We start from the raw sequence: 20,030 nt of genomic DNA, 5'->3' as shown, positions 1-20,030 counted from the left end.
GGCATCACCCAGCACATCGGTGCCTACCAGGTGAACACCAGCCTCAATGGCGAAGACCGGCTCGTCACCTTCATCGATACCCCCGGTCACGAGGCGTTCACCGCCATGCGTGCCCGCGGCGCGAAGGCCACCGACATCGCGATCCTCGTGGTCGCGGCCGATGACGGTGTCATGCCGCAGACGGTCGAGGCGGTGAACCACGCGCAGGCCGCTGACGTGCCGATCGTGGTTGCGGTCAACAAGATCGACAAGGAGGGCGCGGACCCGAGCAAGATCCGCGGCCAGCTGACCGAGTACGGCCTGGTCCCCGAGGAGTACGGCGGCGACGCGATGTTCGTCGACATCTCCGCCAAGCAGGGCACCAACATCGACGCCCTGCTCGAGGCTGTGCTGCTCACGGCGGACGCGTCGCTGGACCTGCGGGCCAATCCCGACCAGGACGCCCAGGGTGTCGCGATCGAGGCGCACCTCGACCGTGGCCGCGGCCCGGTGGCCACCGTGCTCATCCAGCGCGGCACGCTGCGCGTCGGCGACTCGATCGTCGCCGGCGACGCCTACGGCCGCGTGCGTCGCATGGTCGACGAGCACGGCGACGACATCGCCGAGGCGCTCCCGTCGCGTCCGGTCCAGGTCATCGGCTTCACGTCGGTGCCCGGCGCGGGCGACAACGTGCTCGTCGTCGAAGAGGATCGCACCGCCCGGCAGATCGCCGACCGGCGCGCGGCGCGCAAGCGCAACGCACTGGCGGCCCGCAGCCGTAAGCGGATCAGCCTCGAGGACCTGGATTCGGCGCTCAAGGAGACCAGCCAGCTCAACCTGATCCTCAAGGGCGACAACTCGGGCACCGTCGAAGCGCTGGAAGAGGCGCTGCTCGGTATCGAGATCGACGACGAGGTGTCGTTGCGGGTCATCGACCGCGGCGTCGGCGGTGTCACGGAGACCAACGTCAACCTCGCTGCGGCGTCCGACGCGATCATCATCGGGTTCAACGTGCGCGCCGAGGGCAAGGCCACCGAGCTCGCCAACCGCGAGGGTGTCGACATCCGGTACTACTCGATCATCTACCAGGCGATCGACGAGATCGAGAGCGCGCTCAAGGGCATGCTCAAGCCGATCTACGAGGAGGTCGAGCTCGGCCGCGCCGAGATCCGCGCCATCTTCAAGTCGTCGAAGGTCGGCAACATCGCCGGTTGCATGGTCAACTCCGGTTTGATCAAGCGCAATGCCAAGGCACGCCTGCTGCGTGACAACGTGGTGATCGCGGAGAACCTGACGATCTCGTCGCTGCGCCGGGAGAAGGACGATGTCACCGAGGTCCGCGAGGGCTTCGAGTGCGGCCTTACCCTGACGTACTCCGACATCAAGGTCGACGATGTCATCGAGAGCTACGAGTTGCAGGAGAAGGCACGCGACTAGGGGGAACCCGGTCGTGGCCGTTCCTGCCGGAAGGCGGTTGGACTCATGGTGGACCAGGCGCGCGCGGCCCGATTGGCCAAGCGCATCTCGTCGATCGTCGCCTCGGCGATCGGCTCGGGCGAGATCAAGGACCCGAGGTTGGCGCACGTCACGATCACCGATGCCCGGGTGTCGGGTGATCTGCACGACGCGACGCTGTTCTACACCGTGATGGGTGAGACCATCGACGCCGCTCCCGACTACGAGGGCGCAGCGGCCGCACTGGCCAAGGCCACCGGCCATTTGCGCTCTCTCGTCGGGGCCGGTACCGGTGTCCGGTTCACGCCGACGCTGGCGTTCCAGCTCGACACGGTGCCCGACACCGCTCGGCACATGGAGGAGTTGGTGGCCCGGGCCCGGGCGAATGACGAGTTGCTCGCCCGGCAGGCCGCTGACGCGAAACCCGCGGGCGACGCCGACCCGTATCGGGACGAGACCACCCGGTGACCGTCGGGACTGCGGCCGATGTCGCAGCTGCCTTGCGCGACGCCGACGCGGTGACCATCCTCTGCCACGTCCGGCCCGACCCGGACACGCTGGGCAGCGGTTTGGGCCTCGGCCTGGCGCTTTCCGAGCTGGGGACGACGGTGGAGGTCGCCTATCCCGGCACCCTGCCGCTACCCGCGTCGATGGTCGGCCTGCCCGGCAGCGAGCTGCTCGTGGATGCCGACGCGGTGATCGGGCATCCGGTTGCCGTGGCGGTCGACGCGGCGACGCTGGGCCGGCTCGAGGGGCTCGCCGGGGTGTTCGGCGGTGCGGCACAGCGCATCGTGATCGACCACCACGTGTCCAACACGGGCTTCGGCTCGGTCGACTTCATCGACGCGTCGGCCGACTGCACTGCCGCACTTGTGCTGCAGATCGTCGACGAGTTGGGCGTCGAACTCACCGAACCGATCGCTACCTGCATTTATGCGGGTCTGGTGACTGACACGGGCTCCTTCAAATGGGCACGCCCCGCGTCGTTCCCCGTCGCCGCACGGCTGCTTGAGGCGGGGGTCGACGGCGCGAAATGGAGTCGGCAGCTGCTCGACAGCCATGCATTCGCGTGGTTCGGCGTCACCAGCGCCGTCCTGGCGGCGACCCAGTTGGTCCCCGCTGCGTTCGACGGCGAGGGCCTAGTCTACACGACGGTGCCGCACGAATTGCTCTCGTCGATGGCGTGGGACGAGTCGGAGAGCCTGATCGACCTGGTTCGCACCGCCCGCGAGGCCGAGGTGGCCGCAGTCTTCAAGGAGTCCGATCCGGGACAGTGGAATGTGTCGCTGCGCTCGAAGACCGGTGTCGACGTCACCGTCGTCGCCCGCGCCTTCGGCGGTGGTGGCCACGTCCGCGCGGCGGGCTACAGCGCCACCGGCACGGCTGAAGAGGTGACGGCCGCGCTGTTGGCGCAATGCACCGGATAGCCGTCCTCGCCGCTTCCGCCCTGGTGGTGCTGATCGCACCACCGCTCTACCTGTTGCTGGACCTGGCGGTGGTCGGGCGGCTCGGCGCGTCCGATCTGGCCGCACTCGGCGTCGGGACGCTGGTCCTGGCGATTCTGAGCACCCAGCTCACCTTTCTCGCCTACGGCACCACCGCGCGTGCGTCCCGTCGTTTCGGCGAGGGTGACCGGGACGGGGCGATAGCCGAAGGCGTGGCGGCGACGTGGATCGCCGTCGTCACGGGAGTGGCCATCATCGCCGTCGGTTATGTGGCGGCACCCTGGGCGATGCGGGCGCTGGTGCCCGATCCTGCGGTGGCCGCCGACGGTGCGGGGTGGCTGCGCATCGCAATCTTCGGCGTCCCGCTGATCCTGGTGTCGATGGCAGGTAACGGATGGATGCGCGGTGTCCAGGAGACTCGGGCGCCGGTCGTCAACGTCGTCGTCGGATTGGTAGTGGCGGCAGTGCTGTGCGTGGGCCTGGTGCACGGTGTCGGCCCGTTTCCCCGACTAGGGCTCCAGGGGAGCGCTTGGGCCAACCTCATCGGCCAATCGATCACCGGCGTGTTGTTCGGGGCGGCGCTGTGGCGCGAGGTGCGCCGGACCGGCGTGGGCATCGCGCCCGACCGCGCCGTCATCGGCGCCCAGCTGGTGATGGCGCGCGACCTCATCGCCCGCAGTGCGTCGTTCCAGATCTGTTTCCTCTCGGCCGCCGCCGTCGCGGCCCGCTACTCGGTGGCCGCGGTAGCCGCCCACCAGGTCGTGCTACAGGTGTGGGAGTTCCTGAGCCTGCTGCTGGACTCGCTGGCGATCGCCGCCCAGTCGTTGGTCGGGGCCGCCCTGGGTGCGGCGTCGAAGGACCGGGCGCGCGAGGTGGCCCGGCAGGTGACGGTCGCGTCGGTCGCGGTCTCGGTGGTGGTGGCCGTTGGACTGGCCATCGGGTCGTCGACGATCCCGCGGATGTTCGGCAACGATCCGGACGTCCTCGCCGCGATCAGCACGCCGTGGTGGTTCCTCATCGTCATGCTGCCGATCGCGGGCGTGGTGTTCGCGCTCGACGGGGTGCTGCTGGGTGCCGGTGATGCAGCTTTCCTGCGGACCGCGACGCTGGCCGCAGCCCTGGGCGCCTTCTTGCCGCTGATCTGGGCGTCGCACGTCTTCGGCTGGGGCCTGGCCGGGATCTGGACCGGGCTGCTGGCGTTCATGCTTGCGCGCCTCGCCGCGGTGTGGTGGCGCTACCGGTCGGGGCAGTGGGTACGCGTCTGACCGGGTGCCACGGCGGGTACGTAGATTCAGTGCAGGCTATCCTTACCGGCATGATGAAACGACTGTTCGCCGTCCTCTCGGGCACCGCCATCGCCGCGACCGGCCTGATCACCGCTGCTCCTGCCCACGCCGCACCGGTGACACGGGTCATCCTGATGCCCGGCCAGTCCGTGGGCGGGATGACGCTGGGCTTCGCAATGGGGCCGATGGCCGACAATCTGACGTCGCGCGGATTCCCGACCACCGTCCTGAATCTTGCGGGCAAGGATCTGCGCGCCGACGCGCGCCGGATCGCCGCTGCCGTCGATCAGACCCGACGGGCGCATCCGGGCGACCGGATCGCCCTCGTGGGCCACAGCATCAGCGGGATCAGCAGCCGCTGGTACCTCAAGGAGATGGGCGGCACGGCCAAGGTCGCGACCTACATCGCGATCGGAACGGCACAGTACGGCTCCCCGCCGTCGTGCACCGCCGACATCGCCCGCGAGAACTGCCCCGGATCGCCGTTCATCAACCGTCTCAACGCCGGAATCGACACGCCCAAGCCCACGGTGTACTTCGGCATCCGCAGCACCCGCGAGTACGCCACCGGCGACTTGGACGGCCGGCAGTGCCGGGTCACCCCGGTGCCGATTCCCGACATCATTCCCAACGGCTTCGACCACACCGCCGAGCCGCTCACCCCGGCGATCTGGGATGCCACCGCGGCCTCGCTGAGGGGGCAGTGCAAGGGCCGCTGGGTCACCACCCCAGACGGCGTCCTCAATGGCGAGAACCAGATGCTGCCCACTGCGCCCGGGTACAAGAAGCCGAACTGACCGGCGCGGGTGCCGCGCGGGCACCATGGCAGGATTGTCGGTATGGCAACGCTCTGGGCGATCAGTGACCTGCACGTGGGCCACCGGGGCAACGAGCACATCGTCGACCGCATCCACCCCCGCGATCCCGGCGACTGGCTGATCGTCGCCGGCGATGTCGCCGAGCGCGTCGACGACATCGCCGACGTCCTGCGACGACTGTCCGCGCGGTTCGAGAAGGTGATCTGGGTCCCGGGCAACCACGAGCTGTACACGACGGCGAAGGACCCGCTGCAGATCCACGGCGTAGCGCGCTACGACTACCTTGTGCAGGCGGCGCGCGACCTCGGCGTCGTGACGCCGGAGGACATCTATCCGCTGTTCGACCCGGGCAACGGCGGCGAACCGGTCCGCGTGGTCCCGATGTTCCTGCTCTACGACTACACCTTCCGCCCGGAGGGCACGACCAACGCCCTGCAGGCGCTGGCGGTCGCGCGCGAGCGCAACGTGGTGGCCACCGATGAATTCCTGCTGTCGCCGGAGCCCTTCGGTACCCGCGACGCGTGGTCGCGGTCGCGGATCGCGAGCACCGCGGAGCGGCTCGACACGATCGACCCGGCGGAGAAGACCGTGTTGATCAACCACTGGCCGCTGCGGCGCGAGCCCACCGAGATACTGATGTACCCGGAGTTCTCGCTGTGGTGCGGCAGCGAGCGCACTGCCGACTGGCACCTGCGCTACAACGCCGCCTGCTGCGTCTACGGTCACCTGCACATCCCGCGCACCACCTACTACGACGGCGTCCGCTTCGAGGAGGTCTCCGTCGGGTACCCGCGCGAGTGGAAGCGCCGCGGCCTGCCCGAACCGCTGCTGCGGGCGATCATTCCGGACAGCACCCCGCACGACCTCGACGACCACGGCGCACGGTTCGAATTGCCGCCGGACTACCAGGAACGCGCAGAGGCGATGCGTCGACGGCTCGAGGAACGCCGTGCGCGCACGCAGAGCAGCCAGACGCCGGGCACACAGGAGGGACAATCGTGACAGAGGGCCCCAACGTCAGCCCCACCCCCCGTATCAGCACGACGACGATGATCAACCCGCTGCTACCAGCCGGAGTGGCATCGGCGGAGAGCTTCGGTGACCCGGCTGGGCTGACGGCGCTGCCCGCAGAGGAGTCGATCATCGGGCGGGCCGTCGAGAAGCGCCGCAAAGAGTTCATCACCGCCCGCAGCTGCGCCCGCGTCGCGCTGGGTGAATTGGGGATCGATCCGGTGCCGATCATGCGCGGCGAGAAGGATATGCCGCTGTGGCCCGACGGCATCGTCGGCTCGATCACGCACACCAACGGCTATCGCGCGGCCATCGTCGCCCACGGACTCGCGGTCCGCTCGCTGGGTATCGACGCCGAGCCGCACGAACCATTGCCCGACGGGGTCCTCGACCTCACCAGCATCGCCGAAGAACGCGACGTCCTGGCCTCCCGGCCCGAGGGTCTGCACTGGGACCGGCTGCTGTTCTGCGCCAAAGAGACCACCTACAAGGCGTGGTTCCCGCTGACCCGGCGCTGGCTCGGGTTCGAGGACGCGCACATCACCTTCGAGCAGTCCGGCGAACTCGACGGCGGTGGTGCGCACGGGACGTTCAGCTCGCGGATTCTCATCGACCCGGCGGCGGCCGACGGCGGGCCCCCGCTGCTCGAGCTGCCCGGACGGTGGCTGATCGCGCGCGGGTTCATCACCACCACGATCGCGCTGCGGTGATCGAGCACTGATGGCCGAACACGCCCACCTCGACAACGCCGGGCTCGTCGTCGTCGACAAACCCGCCGGGATCACCAGCCACGACGTGGTCAGCAAGTGCCGCAAGGCGTTCAACACGCGCCGCGTCGGGCACGCCGGCACCCTCGACCCGATGGCCACCGGCGTGCTGGTCGTCGGGATCGAGCGGGCCACCAAGCTCCTGGGCCTGCTCTCCCTGACGACGAAGTCCTACACCGCGACCATCCGGCTCGGTGTCGCCACCGACACCGACGACGCGCAGGGCGCGGTCGTGCGCACGGTGCCCGCCTCCGGGGTGCGCGACGAGGAGATCGACGCCGTTATCGGCACCCTGACCGGCGACATCGAGCAGGTGCCCGCGACGGTGTCGGCCATCAAGGTCGACGGCCGCCGGGCCCACGCACTGGCCCGCGACGGCGAGGAATTCGAGTTGGCGGCCCGCGCGGTCACCGTGTCGCGGTTCGACGTCGTGGAGACGCGGCGCAGCGGCGAGACCATCGACCTCGACGTCGAGGTCGACTGCTCGTCGGGGACCTACATCCGCGCCCTGGCGCGCGACCTGGGTGCAACGCTCGGCGTCGGCGGGCACCTCACCGCACTGCGCCGGACGGCCGTCGGGCCGTTCACGCTGGAACACGCGCGCCCGCTGGCCGAACTGGAAGCAGCGCCGGAACTGAGCCTGCACATCGACGAGGCCGCGCTGCTGGCCTTTGGGCGTCGGCGGATCACCGACGACGAGGCCGAGGGCATCAGCCAGGGCCGATGGCTCGAACCGATCGGCCGCAAGGATGTCTACGTCGTCATCGATGAGTCCGACCGCCCGATCGCCCTGGTCCGGGAGAAGGGCCGTCGGGCCAGTTCGGTGATGGTGGTGCGCCCGGCGACGCTGCGGTGACGCCGACGACCTAGGCTGTCCCCATGACTTCCGACGCGCCCGAGACGGACCGCTCCCACGACCTGAACGTCCTGTTGGAGCTCCTCGACGTCGAGCAGCGCGACGAAGACGTCTTCATCGGGCAGCACCCCGAGCAGAAGACGGCCCGCACCTTCGGTGGCCAGCTCCTCGGCCAGGGTGTCGTGGCGGCTACCCGCACGCTGACCCGCGGCAATCCGCCGGTACACGCGCTGCACGCCCACTTCATCCGTGGCGGCGCCGTCGACAAGCCGATGGAGTACCACGTGCAGCGCTACCGCGACGGCAAGTCGTTCGCAAACCGCCAGGTCACCGCCCGTCAGGACGGCGAGGACATCTTCACGATGCTCGTCGCCTACCAGGACAACACCGCCGGCCTCGAGCACGCCATCGCCAGCCCGACCGTGCCGTACCCGGAGGAACTGCCAGAGCTCGGCGAACACTTCAAGGGCTACGAGGACACCATCGCCCTGTTCGTCAACGCGTTGCACCCCATCGACATCCGCTTCGCCAACGATCCCACGTGGAAAGTTCGCGAAGCGGGGGAGAAGCTGCTGCGCAACCGCGTGTGGATGCGCGCCGACGGTACGCTGCCCGATGACCAGATCTGGCACGTCGCGGCCATGTGCTACGCCAGCGACACCACGGTGCTCGACTCGATCATCACCACCCACGGCCTGTCCTGGGGCATCGACCGGCTGTTCGCCGCGACCGTCAACCACTCGATGTGGTTCCACCGCGAATTCCGCTTCGACGAGTGGATGCTCTACGCGACGGAATCACCGGTCGCCGCCGGGTCCCGCGGCATCGGCTCGGGCCGCTTCTTCACCCTCGACGGCACCCTGGCGACGTCGGTCGTGCAGGAGGCGTTGATCAAGTACTTCCCGCCCAAGAGCTGACGCGCCCGACTGCCCTAGGATTCGCTACGTGGAGCCGCACGACAATTCCAACCTGCCGCCGCAGTCGACACTGCCGCAGCAGCAGACGCTGCCAACGCCGCCGAGCGCCCCGTCGCCGCCGCAGCTGTGGCTGGGCCCGGGCCCTTATCTGGCCCGCCGTACGTGGCAGCAGAAGACGCGTACCCTGATCACCGCTCTGACCGGGTTGAGCGGTGTGCTGTGGATCATCATCGCCTTCCTCGCCATAGCGCTGGGCGCACTGGTCACCGCCACTGCGAAGGACGACACTTTCGACGGCAAGGGCGAGGTGACGGTGAGTTGTTCGACGGGCAATGCGGCCGACGGTGCGGTCGTGCCGGGGACGAAGGTCGTCGCGTGGACCGATAACAGTGACGACGTGTTGCACACCACCCTCGGGCAGGTCGAGAAGGTCACCGAGAAGAGCAAGGGCTCCAAGATGAAGACGGTCCGCTGCCATCTGCCGTTCACCCTTCCCGGGGTGCGGCGCGACGCTGCCGGGTACAACATCCGGATCGGTGACACCGCGACCCAGTTCGTGACGTCGCGAGCACTCAAGGACGGCGCGATCGTCCCGATCGTCATCGGTGGTGATCGGTGAACAGCGGAAGCCTCGACTGGGGCAATGAGCTGGTCAAGACGATTGGCTGGACGCTGTGGGTCTCCGCAGCGTCGTTGGCCGGGTTGGTCGTGGTGGGGGCGCTGCTGGCGCGCTACACCAAGTGGGGCCGTCAGTACTGGCGGGTGACCGGCGGCTTCTTCACCGAGCGCCGGATTGCCCCGATGACGTGGCTGCTGGTCGTGATCCTGCTGCTGCTCGCGATCTTCGGCGTGCGTCTCAACGTGCTGTTCACCTACCAGGGCCTGGACATGTACAACGCCATCCAGGACGGCGCGTCGGCGCTGGGCAAGCCAGCGTCGGATCCGGCGCGCGCCGGGGCGATCGACGTGGCCAAGGATGCGTTCTGGAAGTCGATGGCGATCTTCGCGCTGCTCGCCACCATCCACGTCGTGCGCACGCTGGTCGAGGTGTGGTTCGGCGCCGCCTTCGCCGTGAAGATGCGCACGTGGCTGACCGAGAACGTGACCGACGATTGGCTGGCCGATCGCGCCTTCTATCGCAACCGGTTCGTGCCCATCGAGGACAGCGGCGGAGAACTCACCGCCGGCGTGGACAACCCCGACCAGCGCATCGAGGCCGACATCACCACGCTGGTGACCTGGACGCGACAGTTCGTCTTCAGTAGCGGCGGCTCGGCGACCGGCGGCATCATCCCGGCGATCGTCACGATGGTGACCTTCACGATCATGCTGTGGGGCCTGTCGGGCCCGATGGTGATCTTCGGGTTCCACCTCGGCCATGCGATGGTCTACCTGCTGATGATGTTCGTCTTCTTGGCCTCGGTCGTCGCCTTCTGGATCGGGCGGCCGTTGATCCGGCTGAACTTCCTGCGCGAGCGCCTCACCGCGAACTTCCGTTTCGCCCTGGTGCGTGTGCGCGAGAACGCGGAGAACATCGCCCTGTACTCGGGCGAGGAGGTCGAACACCGCGGCTTGATGGATCGCTTCGACCAGGTCATCAAGAACTACTGGAACATCATCCACCGGACGCTGTTGTTCTCCGGCTGGAACCTCACGGTCAGTCAGACGTCGGTGGTCCTGCCGTTCCTCGTGCAGGCGAACCGCTTCTTCGCCGGCAGCGTCAGCTTCGGGCAGCTCAACCAGACCGCGTCGGCGTTCGGCAACCTCAGCGACGCGCTGTCGTTCTTCCGACTCATGTACGACGACTTCACCGCGTTCCGTGCCTCGATCATCCGTCTCGACGGGTTGCGCGACGCCGACGAGAAGGCGCGCCACCTGCCGACGATCGCGACCGCCGACGGCGTCGACGTGGGACTCGACGACGTGCAGATCCGCAAGCCCGACGGCGAGATCCTCGTCGACGATCTGTCCCTGCGCCTGGTCCCAGGTGAGGCACTAGTGGTGAAGGGTCGCTCGGGCAGCGGGAAGACAACGCTGTTCCGCGGGCTGTCGGGCCTGTGGCCCTACTCGGAGGGCACCTTCACCCGGCCGCCGGGCACCGACACGCTGTTCCTCTCGCAGGTGCCGTACCTGCCGCTGGCCGACCTGCGCTCGGTGCTGACGTACCCGGCGCCGCCGTCGGACTTCAGCGAGGAGGAGTTGCACCAGATCCTCGTCGACGTGTCGTTGCCGCACCTGGTGGAGCGCCTCGACGAGGACGAATACTGGGCGAAAGTCCTATCCCCGGGTGAGCAGCAACGCGTGGCGTTTGCCCGCATCCTGTTGTCCCAGCCGAAGGTCGTGTTCCTCGACGAGGCCACCTCGGCCGTTGACGAGGGGCTGGAGTACTCGCTGTACAAGCTGATCCGGACGCGGCTGCCCGAGACGATCGTCGTGTCGATCAGCCACCGCAGTACAACCGAGCGTCATCACACCAAGATGCTGGAGCTGCTCGGCGAGGGTGGCTGGGAGTTGACCGACATCGCGGTCCCCGTCTAGCGCGCGCGCATTACCGACTCTTTACTCTTTGTCCTTCGGAACCGGTCCCGACGCCGCGATGAGCGGCTACGGTGACCTCAACTCACCGACAATCACAAGGGGATTGGCCATGGCCGACGAACTGATCACGTTCCCGCATGCCTCCGGCAAGGGCATTTCGACGCTGCCGGAAGGATTTCAGGAGACCATCAAACTGCGCCCGGACGGTGTTGCGCTGCGGACCGTGGGCGGGGGCGTTCAGATCACCTGGAAGCAGTACGGCGAGCGCGTGCGCGCGATCGCCGAGGGCCTGGCCGGGCTGGGTGTGAAACGCGGCGACACCGTCGGGATCATGCTGACCAACCGGCCCGAGTTCCACCTCGTCGACACCGCCGTCCTGCACTTGGGTGCCACACCGTTCTCGATTTACAACACCAGCTCGCCCGAGCAGATTGAATACCTCTTCAGCAATGCCACCAACACCGTGGTCATCACCGAGAAGGTGTTCTTGCCGCTGATCACCGCCGCCAAGTCCGACGTCAGGACGGTCGTGAGCGTCGACGGCGGGGACGGCACGACGCCGCTGGCCGACGTGGAGGCGACGGCGCCACCGGCGGGCTTCGACTTCGAGGCCAGCTGGCGCGCCGTCGAGCCGTCGGACCTCGCGACGCTGATCTACACGTCGGGCACCACCGGCCCGCCCAAGGGCGTCGAGATCACCCACCGCAACATCATCGCCGAGTTGGCAGCACTCACCGACATCATCAAAGACGTCGGCTTCGACGACCGGTTGCTGTCCTACCTGCCGGCTGCCCACATCGCCGACCGGGTGGCCACCCATTGCACCAACATGATCCGCGGGCTGATGATCACCTGCGAGCCGGACCCGCGGGCCATCGCCGCGGCCCTGCCCGATGCTCGACCTACGACGTTCTTCGGTGTGCCGCGGGTGTGGCAGAAGCTGAAAGCGGGCATCGAGGCCAAGCTCGCCGAAGAGCAGAGTGGTGTCAAGAAGGCCTTGGCCGGCTGGGCATTCGGTGTCGGCGACCAGGTCGCCGGGCTGCGCCTGGACGGCAAGTCGCCGTCGGGCCTGCTGGGCATCCAATACGGCCTCGCCGACAAGCTCGTACTCTCCAAAATCCGCGGGGCGATCGGCATGGACACGATGCGGTACGCGGTGTCGGGTGCGGCGTCGATCCCGCCGGAGGTGCTGCGCTTCTTCCTGGCTCTCGGGATCCCGGTCTACGAAGTGTGGGGCATGTCGGAGTCGACGGGCGCGTCGACGCTCACCTCGCCGGACAACCTGGCCATCGGCACCGTGGGCCGACCGATTCCCGGTGTCGAGGTCAAGCTCGGCGATGACGGCGAACTGTTCGTCCGCGGACCGGTGGTCATGGCCGGTTACCGCAACCAGCCGGAGAAAACGGCAGAGACGATCGACGCCGACGGGTGGTTGGCGACCGGTGACATCGCCGAGATCCGGGCCGATGGCAACGTCAAGATCGTCGACCGCAAGAAGGAACTGCTCATCAGCGAGTCGGGCAAGAACCTGGCACCAACATCGAGAACGCCATCAAGGCGGTCTCACCGCTGATCGGCCAGATCGTCGCCCTCGGCGACGGTAAGCCCTACGTGACGGCGCTGGTGGTCCTCGATCCCGACATGGCCGCGGTGAAGGCCCACCAGCACGGCTTGGATGCGACTGACCTGTCCGCCATTTCCGCCCACCCGGAGGTGGTCGCGGAGGTGAAGGCCGCGGTCGTTGCGGGCAATGCGAAGCTGTCGCGCGTCGAGCAGGTGAAGCGGTTCACGATCGTTGCGGATCCGTGGGAGCCGGGCGGCGATGAACTGACCCCGACGATGAAGCTCAAGCGCAACCCGATCAACGCGAAGTACGCCGACGAGATCGTCGGACTGTATTCCGATCCTCCTGGCGTTGGGGTCGTTGACCTGCGATAACGGTGTCGGAATGGGCGGACGTCGACGTGAATCACGTTGACGGTTGCGCGAGTCGTCCCTAGCATCGGGCTCATGCGCAGGCTAACCCGTGGCATGGCACCGGGCGCAGTCGCCGCAGCGGTCGTGATCCTGGGATTGATGTTGATCCCGGGTGTCGCACCCTCCGCCTCAGCGGATGTCGCGGCGCGTGATGCGACCGAATCGGATCTTTTCGTCCGCTCCGAGCAACCGAGTGCCAGTGAGATGGAACGGCAGTTCGTCGCCGTCTGGAGTCCGAAGATCCCGTTCGAGGCGAAGGTCAAGGCGTCGTTCAACGGCGAAAAGGCCAAGCCGGCGCTGCGGCGGTTGTTCACACCATCGCCGACGCACGACTATCTGACCCTGTCGGGCCGCGTCGTCGGCCCGGTCAAGTTCCGCGACGACCGTGCGTCGGCCCGGATCGCCGGGGTCATGGTCGGCGTACCCGCGTCGACGTACACCTACCACTACCGGCGTGACGACGGGCTCTGGAAGTTCGATTGGAAGCGGACGTGCCAGGAGCTGAAGTGTCTGGGCGACCCTGACTTCGGCTACTGAGTGCGGGGAAGCCCACACAGACGAGCCTGACTTAGGTTTGACTAACCAAACCGGCGATTATTAGGCTCGGGCCATGTCCACGATTACGAAGCTCATCAGTTCCGTCCTGTTCGCTCTGATCGTCGCGGCCGGTCTTGCTGCGCCGGCTCAGGCCGATGTCACGGTTCGCGGTGCCAAGGCGGCCGACCTGTTCATGCGCTCCGACGTCCCCTCCAAGCTCGAGGTGAAGAAGTCCTACGCGGCGTTCATGAACCCGAACATTCCGATCGGGCCGAAACTCGAGGTGTCGGTCAACGGGCAGGCGAACAAGGGGGAGCTCGAGCGCATGATCGGGCTCTCGCGCCAGTACGACTTCTTCTCGATGAAGGGCGACGTCACCTCGCTGATCGTCGACGGCAACAAGATGACGGCCCACTTCCAGGGGTCGATGGCCGGCTTCCCGGCTCAGAGCTTCACTTACTTCTACGTCCGCGAGGGCGGCCTGTGGAAGTACAACTGGAAGGCCAACGGCGCGGCCAACGGTATGCCCGCCAAGTTCGTGTGATCGACGTCGTCGGGGTCACCAAGACCTACGGGGCCACGACCGCCGTCGACGATGTGTCGGTTCGAGCGCAGCCGGGTGGAGTGACCTACCTGCTCGGCCCGAACGGCGCGGGGAAGACGACGGTGATGCGATTGATTGCCGGCTTGGCCAAACCCGATTCCGGTGACATCACCATCAACGGCGCACCGCTGCGCGCACACCGCGACCTCAAACGCGAGATCGGCTTCTCGCTGAGTGCCGCCGCCCGCTATCCCAAGCACACCGCCCGTCAGCATCTGCGCTGGCAGGCCCGTCTGGCCGGGATCGGCGTCGACGACGTCGAGAGCGTACTGGCCGAAGTGGGCCTGGAATCCGCGGCGACACGGCTGGTCGGGGGATTCTCCCTCGGGATGCTGCAGCGCCTCGGGATCGCGTCGGCGCTGCTGGCCGACCCCAAGACGCTGGTACTCGACGAACCCGCCAACGGTCTCGACGTCGAGGGCATCTTGTGGCTGCGCGAGCTGTTCGCGCGACTGGCCGCCCGTAGCAAGACGGTCCTCGTCGCCTCGCACAGCCTCGGCGAGGTCGAGGTCACCGCGTCGTGGATCTACATCATGGGCCGCGGCACGGTTCTCTCGAGCGCTAGCCGCGACGACACGCTCGCGTTGGGGTCGGGACCCCGACGCCTCGAGTCGGCGTATCTGGAGATCACCAGGGGCAGTGTCGAATACACCGCACGGGGGTCGCGGTGATCCTGCGATCGATCCGCTCGGAGCTGGCCAAGCTGTCGTGGCGCAGCCCGCTGTTCTACGCCCTGGTCCCGCTCGCGATCCTCATCCCGTTCGGTCTGAACGCCGGTCTTGCCGTCGCCGCCCAGCTGAACAAGATCAACGGTTCGGGTGGTATGGATACCGACAACGCCGCCTACTGGGTCATCGTGTTCTCGACGTTCATCATGATGGCCGGTGCGGTGACGTCGTATTGCGGCGAGTTCAAGGACCGCACCGCCGAGACCGTGTTTTCGATCGCGCCACCGCGATGGCTGCTCCCCGTCGCCAAGCTCATTGTTTTCGGCACGATCGCGTCGGCGACCGTCTTCGCGACCACCCTGGCGATCATGTTGGTCCTGCCCAAGGTCTTCCCCGACGTCTGGAACCGGGTGAATCCGTGGGAGGCGGCCGGTCTGCGGCTCCTCGTCGGAACGCCGGTGCTCGCGTTTCTCATCGTCGCCCTCGCACTCGGTGTGTCCATGCTGATCCCGCGCCCCGGCGTCGCGATCATGCTGTTGCTGTTGTGGAAGTGGGGCGTCGAGGTATTCGTCGGGTTCGTCCCCGGCGACTTCGGCATCCTCCTGCAGCGTTTCGCGCCGTTCAAGAACGGGGAGATGGGCGCCGGACAATCGCCGACCTTCGACAGCCCCTTCGGCGGGCCCAACGGGTCGATGGCCTACTTCGCCGCGATCGCGGTCGTCGTGTTCGGCATCGGCGTGGCGCGGCTGGTGTTGCGCGATGTGCCCGGTGACTGAGTGCACATCGGCTACCGAATCTCACAACAGCTGCGTTTGCAACCGTAGCGGTTGCAAGAATCTGTAGCAGTTGTCGTTCTACAACGCGCTGAAGTACCGCCAGATGGCGTCGGTGGCGTTGATCGGGGATGACGGCCACTGGTGACCCATGCGCTCGACGGTGATGAGTTCGACCTTGCGGCCCGACGGACAGTCGGCCCTTGAGGTCGTGACCTTGCCGCTGCGCGACACGGCGGGCGCGGGGCAGGCGTCAAGGCGGCGGAAGCGCGCATCGATGGCTGGGATGGCCTCACCGTCGACCCGGGCGAATCCGGATCCGCGCCCACCGTCGTAGGGGACGTTCCGGTCGGCCGTGCCGTGGATCTGCAGCACCGACGCGGGTTGGTCGCAGGAGGTGACGAGGGTGCCCGCCACCGAGGCCGCGCCGCGGAACACCGATGTCTGGCACGCCATGCGCAACGCCATCATCGCGCCGTTGGACATCCCGGCCACGAAGACGCGGCGGTGGTCGACGGGTGCCTTGCGGGTGGCATCGTCGACGACCGCGCGGAGGAATGCGACGTCGTCGACGCCTTGCTGCGACGCCCGACCGCAACAGTTCCCGGCGTTCCAGGAGTTCCCCACACCGTTGGGGAAGGCGACGACGAAACCACCTGCACGTGCCTTGGCATCCCACCCGTAGGCGCGCTGCGCCTGACGACCGGAACCGAAACCGCCGTGGAGGACGACGACGAGCGGGGCGTCGGCCAGTCCGGACGGTTGGAACAGTTCGTAGGACCGGCTACCGATCCGCTCGGTGGACTTTTCGCGCTGGGCCTGCGCAGTCGAGGTGCCCAGGCTCAGGAGCATGATGGCCGAACCGACCACTCCCGCAACAGCTTTCGTCCGGATCATGAAGAAAGCCCCTGTTCTGTCGCTACAGCACTATCGCTTAAGCCCGATCGCTACAGCCGGCTGAAGAAGCGCCAAGCGGTGTCGGTCGCGTTGATCGCGTTGGTCGTCGGGCCCGCATTGGGCAGCTGGTAGGTCGAGCCCGGCCACCGGTGGCCCATGCCTTCGACGGTGACCAGTTGGACGACGCGGCCGAACGGGCACACGGCCGTCGACGTCACGACCGCACCCTTGCGAGTCACCTGTGGCGGGGGACAGAGGTCCACTTGGCGGAAGTGGGCGTCGACCGATTGGATTGCCTCTCCGCGGACGCGGTTCGGCCCGGTGCCCCGGCTGCCGTTGTAGTGGACGTTCGGGTCGGCCGTGCCGTGGATCTGCAGCACCGAGGCCTGCCGGGGGCAGGACGTGACGAGCGTGCCCGCCACCGAGGCCGCGCCGCGGAACGTTGCTGTCTGGCACACCATCCGCAGCGCCATCATCGCGCCGTTGGACATCCCCGTGACGAAGACGTGTTGGCGGTCGATCAGGGTCCGCGTGGACACGTCATTGACGACCTGTTCGATAAACCCGACGTCGTTGATGTTGGACCTGGCCGCCTGCCCACAGCAGAGGCCGGCGTTCCAGTTCCGGCCCACGCCGTTGGGGTAGGCGACGGTGAAGCGGTTCGCCTGGGCCCGTGCGTCCCACCCGAGGGAGCGCTCCAGTTGCTTACCGGTTCCGCCGGCACCGTGGAGCACGACGACCAGCGGGGTGGGCTGCAGGAGGCCGGCGGGTCGGAAGAGCTCGTAGCTCCGACCGCCGAGCTGCACCGTTGCGCTGTCGACCCGAGCAGGCGCCGGCGCAGTGCCGAGGAGGCCGGCGACGATGATCGAACCGATCAGCGCTGCAGCGGCTTTCATGGTGAATCGCATCGGGCGATCTTATCGTGTGGCTGAGCAATCCCTCGAAACCACCCGCGCCGCTGCCAGCGCGCCGTGGAACTTGACGGTTGGGCTTGGCTATTCAGGTCCGTCGGTGATCGTCAGCAGATGTACTGCCACTCGCAGTTGTTGTTGCTGTCGCAGTTGTAATACCAGTAGCACGAGGCGTTGTGGACCGTCGTGCGCGCCGCGGCCTCGTCGGTGGGTGAGACCTGCTGGAGAAGGACGATGGACGCCGCTCCCAGGGTAGCGGCAAAGGCAACGGCGATCGTGCGACGAAGTGAATGCATGGTGGCCTCCTGACAATCCCGGCCATCCGGACACGGGGATGAGGCTGGAAATGCTACCCCTGCCCTGCGACCCATTAAAGGGCAATTCGGACTTTTCTGTTCGCTGGGCCGTCGTCTCAACCGGGGTTGACGATGGCGTCGGCGACCAATTGGGCGACGTCGGCGTGCGAGCAATTCGACGGCGGGATGAGGAAGTGGGTGAACACCACGCGGACCAGGTGCTCGACGGCGCGCGGCGGGTCGGGGCGCAGGGCCGGGGCCACGGGGGTATCCGCGACGTGTGGTAGCACGACCGCGGTGACCATGGCGATCAGGTTGGGGTGGCCGGCTTCGCGTCCCTCGTCGCCCTGGTCGATGAGAAAGGGCAGCATGTCGGGGCCGTCGTGGCGCAGGATCGCGCGGATGGCGGGGCGCTCGTCGAAGTAGGCCAGCACTTCGCGTACCACGGCGCGGACGGTTGACGACGCGTCGTCGGCGAAGCGCAGGCGTGAACTCAGGATGGATTCCATCGTCGCGAGCTCGTGGGCGACGACGGCGTCGATGAGCGCCGACCGGTTCTCGAACGTGCGGTAGACCGACGCCCGGCTTACTCCGGAGTGGGTGGCGACTGAGGCCAGTGTCAGGTTCCGTAGACCGGTGTCGGCGATCACCGAGAGGGCCCCGTCGATCAGGCGTTGTTCGTCCACAGCGGGGACTCTACCTGGTGCGAAAAAAAATTTGAGACAAATCAGCGACAGAATGTCTCATCTGTGCAACACTCGGTTCTATGACCGAACCAGCTCTCGTCAACAGTGACCGCCGACACGGCTCCAGCCCCTGGGATGCCCAAGAGGAGGAGTTCGACTACCGCGTCGAGGAGGTCCACGGCGCAATTCCCGCGTCTTTGCGCGGCGTGCTGTACCGGATCGGCCCCGGAAGGCTGAAAGTCGGGGAGCTGCGATTCGGCCACATCTTCGACGGTGACGGGATGATCTCCCGCTTCGAGTTCTCCGACGACGGCGTTTCCTTCCGCAACCGGTATGTGCGCACCAAGCACTTCGCCATGGCATCGTCGACGTGGATCGGTCGCGGGATCGGCACGCAGCGCTTGGGCGGCTTCCTCGGCAATGTCTTCCGGATGCCGTCCAACGTGTCGAACACCAACATCGTCTCGCACGCCAACGGACTGTTCTCATTGTGGGAGGGCGGTCGGCCGTATCGGATCGACCCGGAGACACTGGAGACCCGCGGGACCGAGACCTTCGACGGCACACTCAAGCACATGGGTGCCTTCTCTGCGCACCCGAAGATCGACGTCGCAACGGGGGAGATGTTCAACTTCGGGTTGGAGATGTTCCCGCGGCCGATGCTGCGCACGTTCTGCCGCGATGCGCACGGCCGGATGAAGGTCTTGGCGCCGGTCAAGTTGTCGCGGCCGGTGCTGTGCCACGACTTCGCCCTCACCGAGCACTACCTGGTGTTCCTCATCGACCCCATCGTCTTCAGCCGACCGATCACGGCGGCGCTCGGGCTGGACTCGATGGACCACTGCTTGAGCTTCGAGGAGAAGCAGGGCACGCGCGTCGTGCTCGTGCCGCGTGACGGCGGCAAGCCGCGGGTCGTCGACACCGAGGCGCTGTTCCACTTCCACAACGCCAACGCGTGGGAGGAGAACGGCGACGTCGTCGTCGAGTTCGTCGCACATCCCACCTCGCAGGCGTGGGATCCGTTCAACGAGGCCCTCCGCGACTACGAGAACAACGTCGCCGCGGCCTTCGGGGGGCGCATGGAGCGCTTGCGCATCACCGGGAACCGGGTCACCCACGAACACCTCGCCGACGTCGAGTGCGAGTTCCCGCAGCTGGACCAGCGGTTCGCCACTCGGGCTCACCCGACCACGTATGTGGCCGCGTCGTCGCTGCCCGGCGGGGAACCGGACTCACTGGTCAGCCTCGATCACGCGACCGGTAGGCAGGACATGTTCACCGTCGCCGCCGGCAACACCATTTGCGAGCCGCTCTTCGCACCCGATCCCGAGACCGACGGTGGCGGCTGGCTGCTCAGCGTCGAACATCTCGCCGACGAAGCACGGTCGCGGCTGTTGGTCCTCGACGCCGAGCACCTGGCCGACGGTCCGATTGCATCAGCCGAACTGACCAATCACATCCCCATGGGATTCCACGGCACCTTCGTGCCCGCCGCGTCGTAGGGGCGCACCAACCCCCTCACCGTTTCGGCAATCCATCAGCGATTCGGCGATTGGCAGCATGGTGGTGAGACACCGGGGCTGTATTGCTGCGGGGAAGCGGAGGAGTG

General features: G+C 67.2%; 20 protein-coding genes and 1 pseudogene. 17 read left to right on the top strand and 4 right to left on the bottom strand.

Annotated features, from left to right (window positions below):
• The 16 genes and pseudogenes from infB to B4L26_RS03150 all read left to right on the top strand — a co-directional run.
• A partial coding sequence (gene infB, locus B4L26_RS03225) for a translation initiation factor IF-2 (protein ID WP_290715755.1) occupies window positions 1-1,416 on the top strand: 1,416 nt, incomplete at its 5' end.
• Between the two features lie 45 nt (window positions 1,417-1,461).
• Window positions 1,462-1,902 carry a 30S ribosome-binding factor RbfA gene (rbfA, locus tag B4L26_RS03220; RefSeq protein ID WP_290715753.1) on the top strand — a complete coding sequence of 147 codons (441 nt, stop codon included), beginning with the start codon at window positions 1,462-1,464 and terminating at the stop codon, window positions 1,900-1,902.
• Window positions 1,899-2,861 carry a DHH family phosphoesterase gene (locus B4L26_RS03215; protein ID WP_290715751.1) on the top strand — a complete coding sequence of 321 codons (963 nt, stop codon included), beginning with the start codon at window positions 1,899-1,901 and terminating at the stop codon, window positions 2,859-2,861. The genes rbfA and B4L26_RS03215 overlap by 4 nt, the downstream gene beginning before the upstream one ends.
• A complete protein-coding gene (locus B4L26_RS03210; protein ID WP_290715748.1) occupies window positions 2,849-4,144 on the top strand; it encodes an MATE family efflux transporter in 1,296 nt (431 codons plus the stop codon). The genes B4L26_RS03215 and B4L26_RS03210 overlap by 13 nt, the downstream gene beginning before the upstream one ends.
• 50 nt (window positions 4,145-4,194) lie before the next feature.
• Window positions 4,195-4,962 (top strand): esterase/lipase family protein, encoded by a 768-nt coding sequence (locus B4L26_RS03205; RefSeq protein ID WP_290715746.1) that lies wholly within the window; start codon window positions 4,195-4,197, stop codon window positions 4,960-4,962.
• A 42-nt stretch (window positions 4,963-5,004) separates the two neighbouring features.
• Window positions 5,005-5,985 (top strand): metallophosphoesterase family protein, encoded by a 981-nt coding sequence (locus B4L26_RS03200; protein WP_290715743.1) that lies wholly within the window; start codon window positions 5,005-5,007, stop codon window positions 5,983-5,985.
• Between the two features lie 47 nt (window positions 5,986-6,032).
• A complete protein-coding gene (locus tag B4L26_RS03195; RefSeq protein ID WP_290715757.1) occupies window positions 6,033-6,704 on the top strand; it encodes a 4'-phosphopantetheinyl transferase family protein in 672 nt (223 codons plus the stop codon).
• A gap of 10 nt (window positions 6,705-6,714) precedes the next feature.
• The gene (gene truB, locus B4L26_RS03190) at window positions 6,715-7,617 is read left to right on the top strand and encodes a tRNA pseudouridine(55) synthase TruB (RefSeq protein ID WP_290715741.1); all 903 of its coding nucleotides are present in this window, start codon (window positions 6,715-6,717) and stop codon (window positions 7,615-7,617) included.
• Between the two features lie 23 nt (window positions 7,618-7,640).
• Window positions 7,641-8,534: an acyl-CoA thioesterase gene (locus B4L26_RS03185; RefSeq protein ID WP_290715738.1), complete on the top strand. Its 894-nt coding sequence runs from the start codon at window positions 7,641-7,643 to the stop codon at window positions 8,532-8,534.
• 28 nt (window positions 8,535-8,562) lie between these two features.
• Window positions 8,563-9,153, top strand: a complete 591-nt coding sequence (locus B4L26_RS03180; RefSeq protein ID WP_290715736.1) for a hypothetical protein — start codon at window positions 8,563-8,565, stop codon at window positions 9,151-9,153.
• A complete protein-coding gene (locus B4L26_RS03175; RefSeq protein WP_290715734.1) occupies window positions 9,150-11,072 on the top strand; it encodes an ABC transporter ATP-binding protein/permease in 1,923 nt (640 codons plus the stop codon). The genes B4L26_RS03180 and B4L26_RS03175 overlap by 4 nt, the downstream gene beginning before the upstream one ends.
• A 109-nt stretch (window positions 11,073-11,181) precedes the next feature.
• A pseudogene (locus tag B4L26_RS03170) lies at window positions 11,182-13,010 on the top strand (AMP-dependent synthetase/ligase).
• Between the two features lie 72 nt (window positions 13,011-13,082).
• Window positions 13,083-13,586 carry a hypothetical protein gene (locus tag B4L26_RS03165; protein ID WP_290715731.1) on the top strand — a complete coding sequence of 168 codons (504 nt, stop codon included), beginning with the start codon at window positions 13,083-13,085 and terminating at the stop codon, window positions 13,584-13,586.
• 73 nt (window positions 13,587-13,659) lie between these two features.
• Window positions 13,660-14,130: a hypothetical protein gene (locus tag B4L26_RS03160; protein ID WP_290715728.1), complete on the top strand. Its 471-nt coding sequence runs from the start codon at window positions 13,660-13,662 to the stop codon at window positions 14,128-14,130.
• Complete coding sequence (locus B4L26_RS03155) at window positions 14,127-14,861, top strand: ABC transporter ATP-binding protein (protein ID WP_290715726.1); 735 nt, start codon at window positions 14,127-14,129, stop codon at window positions 14,859-14,861. The genes B4L26_RS03160 and B4L26_RS03155 overlap by 4 nt, the downstream gene beginning before the upstream one ends.
• Entirely contained in the window at window positions 14,858-15,634 is a 777-nt protein-coding gene (locus tag B4L26_RS03150; RefSeq protein ID WP_290715724.1) for an ABC transporter permease, read from the top strand. Before B4L26_RS03155 ends, B4L26_RS03150 begins: the two co-directional genes overlap by 4 nt.
• A 78-nt stretch (window positions 15,635-15,712) precedes the next feature.
• On the opposite strand, the gene B4L26_RS03145 is transcribed toward B4L26_RS03150, so the two are convergent.
• The 4 genes from B4L26_RS03145 to B4L26_RS03130 all read right to left on the bottom strand — a co-directional run bounded on the left by B4L26_RS03145 (window position 15,713) and on the right by B4L26_RS03130 (window position 18,421).
• On the bottom strand, window positions 15,713-16,528 hold the full coding sequence (locus B4L26_RS03145; RefSeq protein ID WP_290715721.1) for an alpha/beta hydrolase family esterase: 816 nt from the start codon (window positions 16,526-16,528) through the stop codon (window positions 15,713-15,715).
• 50 nt (window positions 16,529-16,578) lie between these two features.
• The gene (locus B4L26_RS03140) at window positions 16,579-17,436 is read right to left on the bottom strand and encodes an alpha/beta hydrolase family esterase (protein ID WP_290715719.1); all 858 of its coding nucleotides are present in this window, start codon (window positions 17,434-17,436) and stop codon (window positions 16,579-16,581) included.
• A 110-nt stretch (window positions 17,437-17,546) separates the two neighbouring features.
• Window positions 17,547-17,735 carry a hypothetical protein gene (locus tag B4L26_RS03135; protein WP_290715717.1) on the bottom strand — a complete coding sequence of 63 codons (189 nt, stop codon included), beginning with the start codon at window positions 17,733-17,735 and terminating at the stop codon, window positions 17,547-17,549.
• Window positions 17,736-17,851: 116 nt separating this feature from the next.
• Window positions 17,852-18,421, bottom strand: a complete 570-nt coding sequence (locus tag B4L26_RS03130; protein WP_290715713.1) for a TetR/AcrR family transcriptional regulator — start codon at window positions 18,419-18,421, stop codon at window positions 17,852-17,854.
• A gap of 80 nt (window positions 18,422-18,501) precedes the next feature.
• Here B4L26_RS03130 and B4L26_RS03125 point away from each other — a divergent pair, with 80 nt between their 5' ends.
• Window positions 18,502-19,923, top strand: coding sequence for a carotenoid oxygenase family protein (locus B4L26_RS03125; protein WP_290715711.1), 1,422 nt, complete (start codon window positions 18,502-18,504; stop codon window positions 19,921-19,923).
• Window positions 19,924-20,030: the final 107 nt, after the last annotated feature.

This window comes from Gordonia sp. UBA7599, assembly GCA_002477755.1.
Classification (GTDB): Bacteria; Actinomycetota; Actinomycetes; order Mycobacteriales; family Mycobacteriaceae; genus Gordonia.
This window is presented reverse-complemented; position numbering and strand designations above follow the sequence as displayed.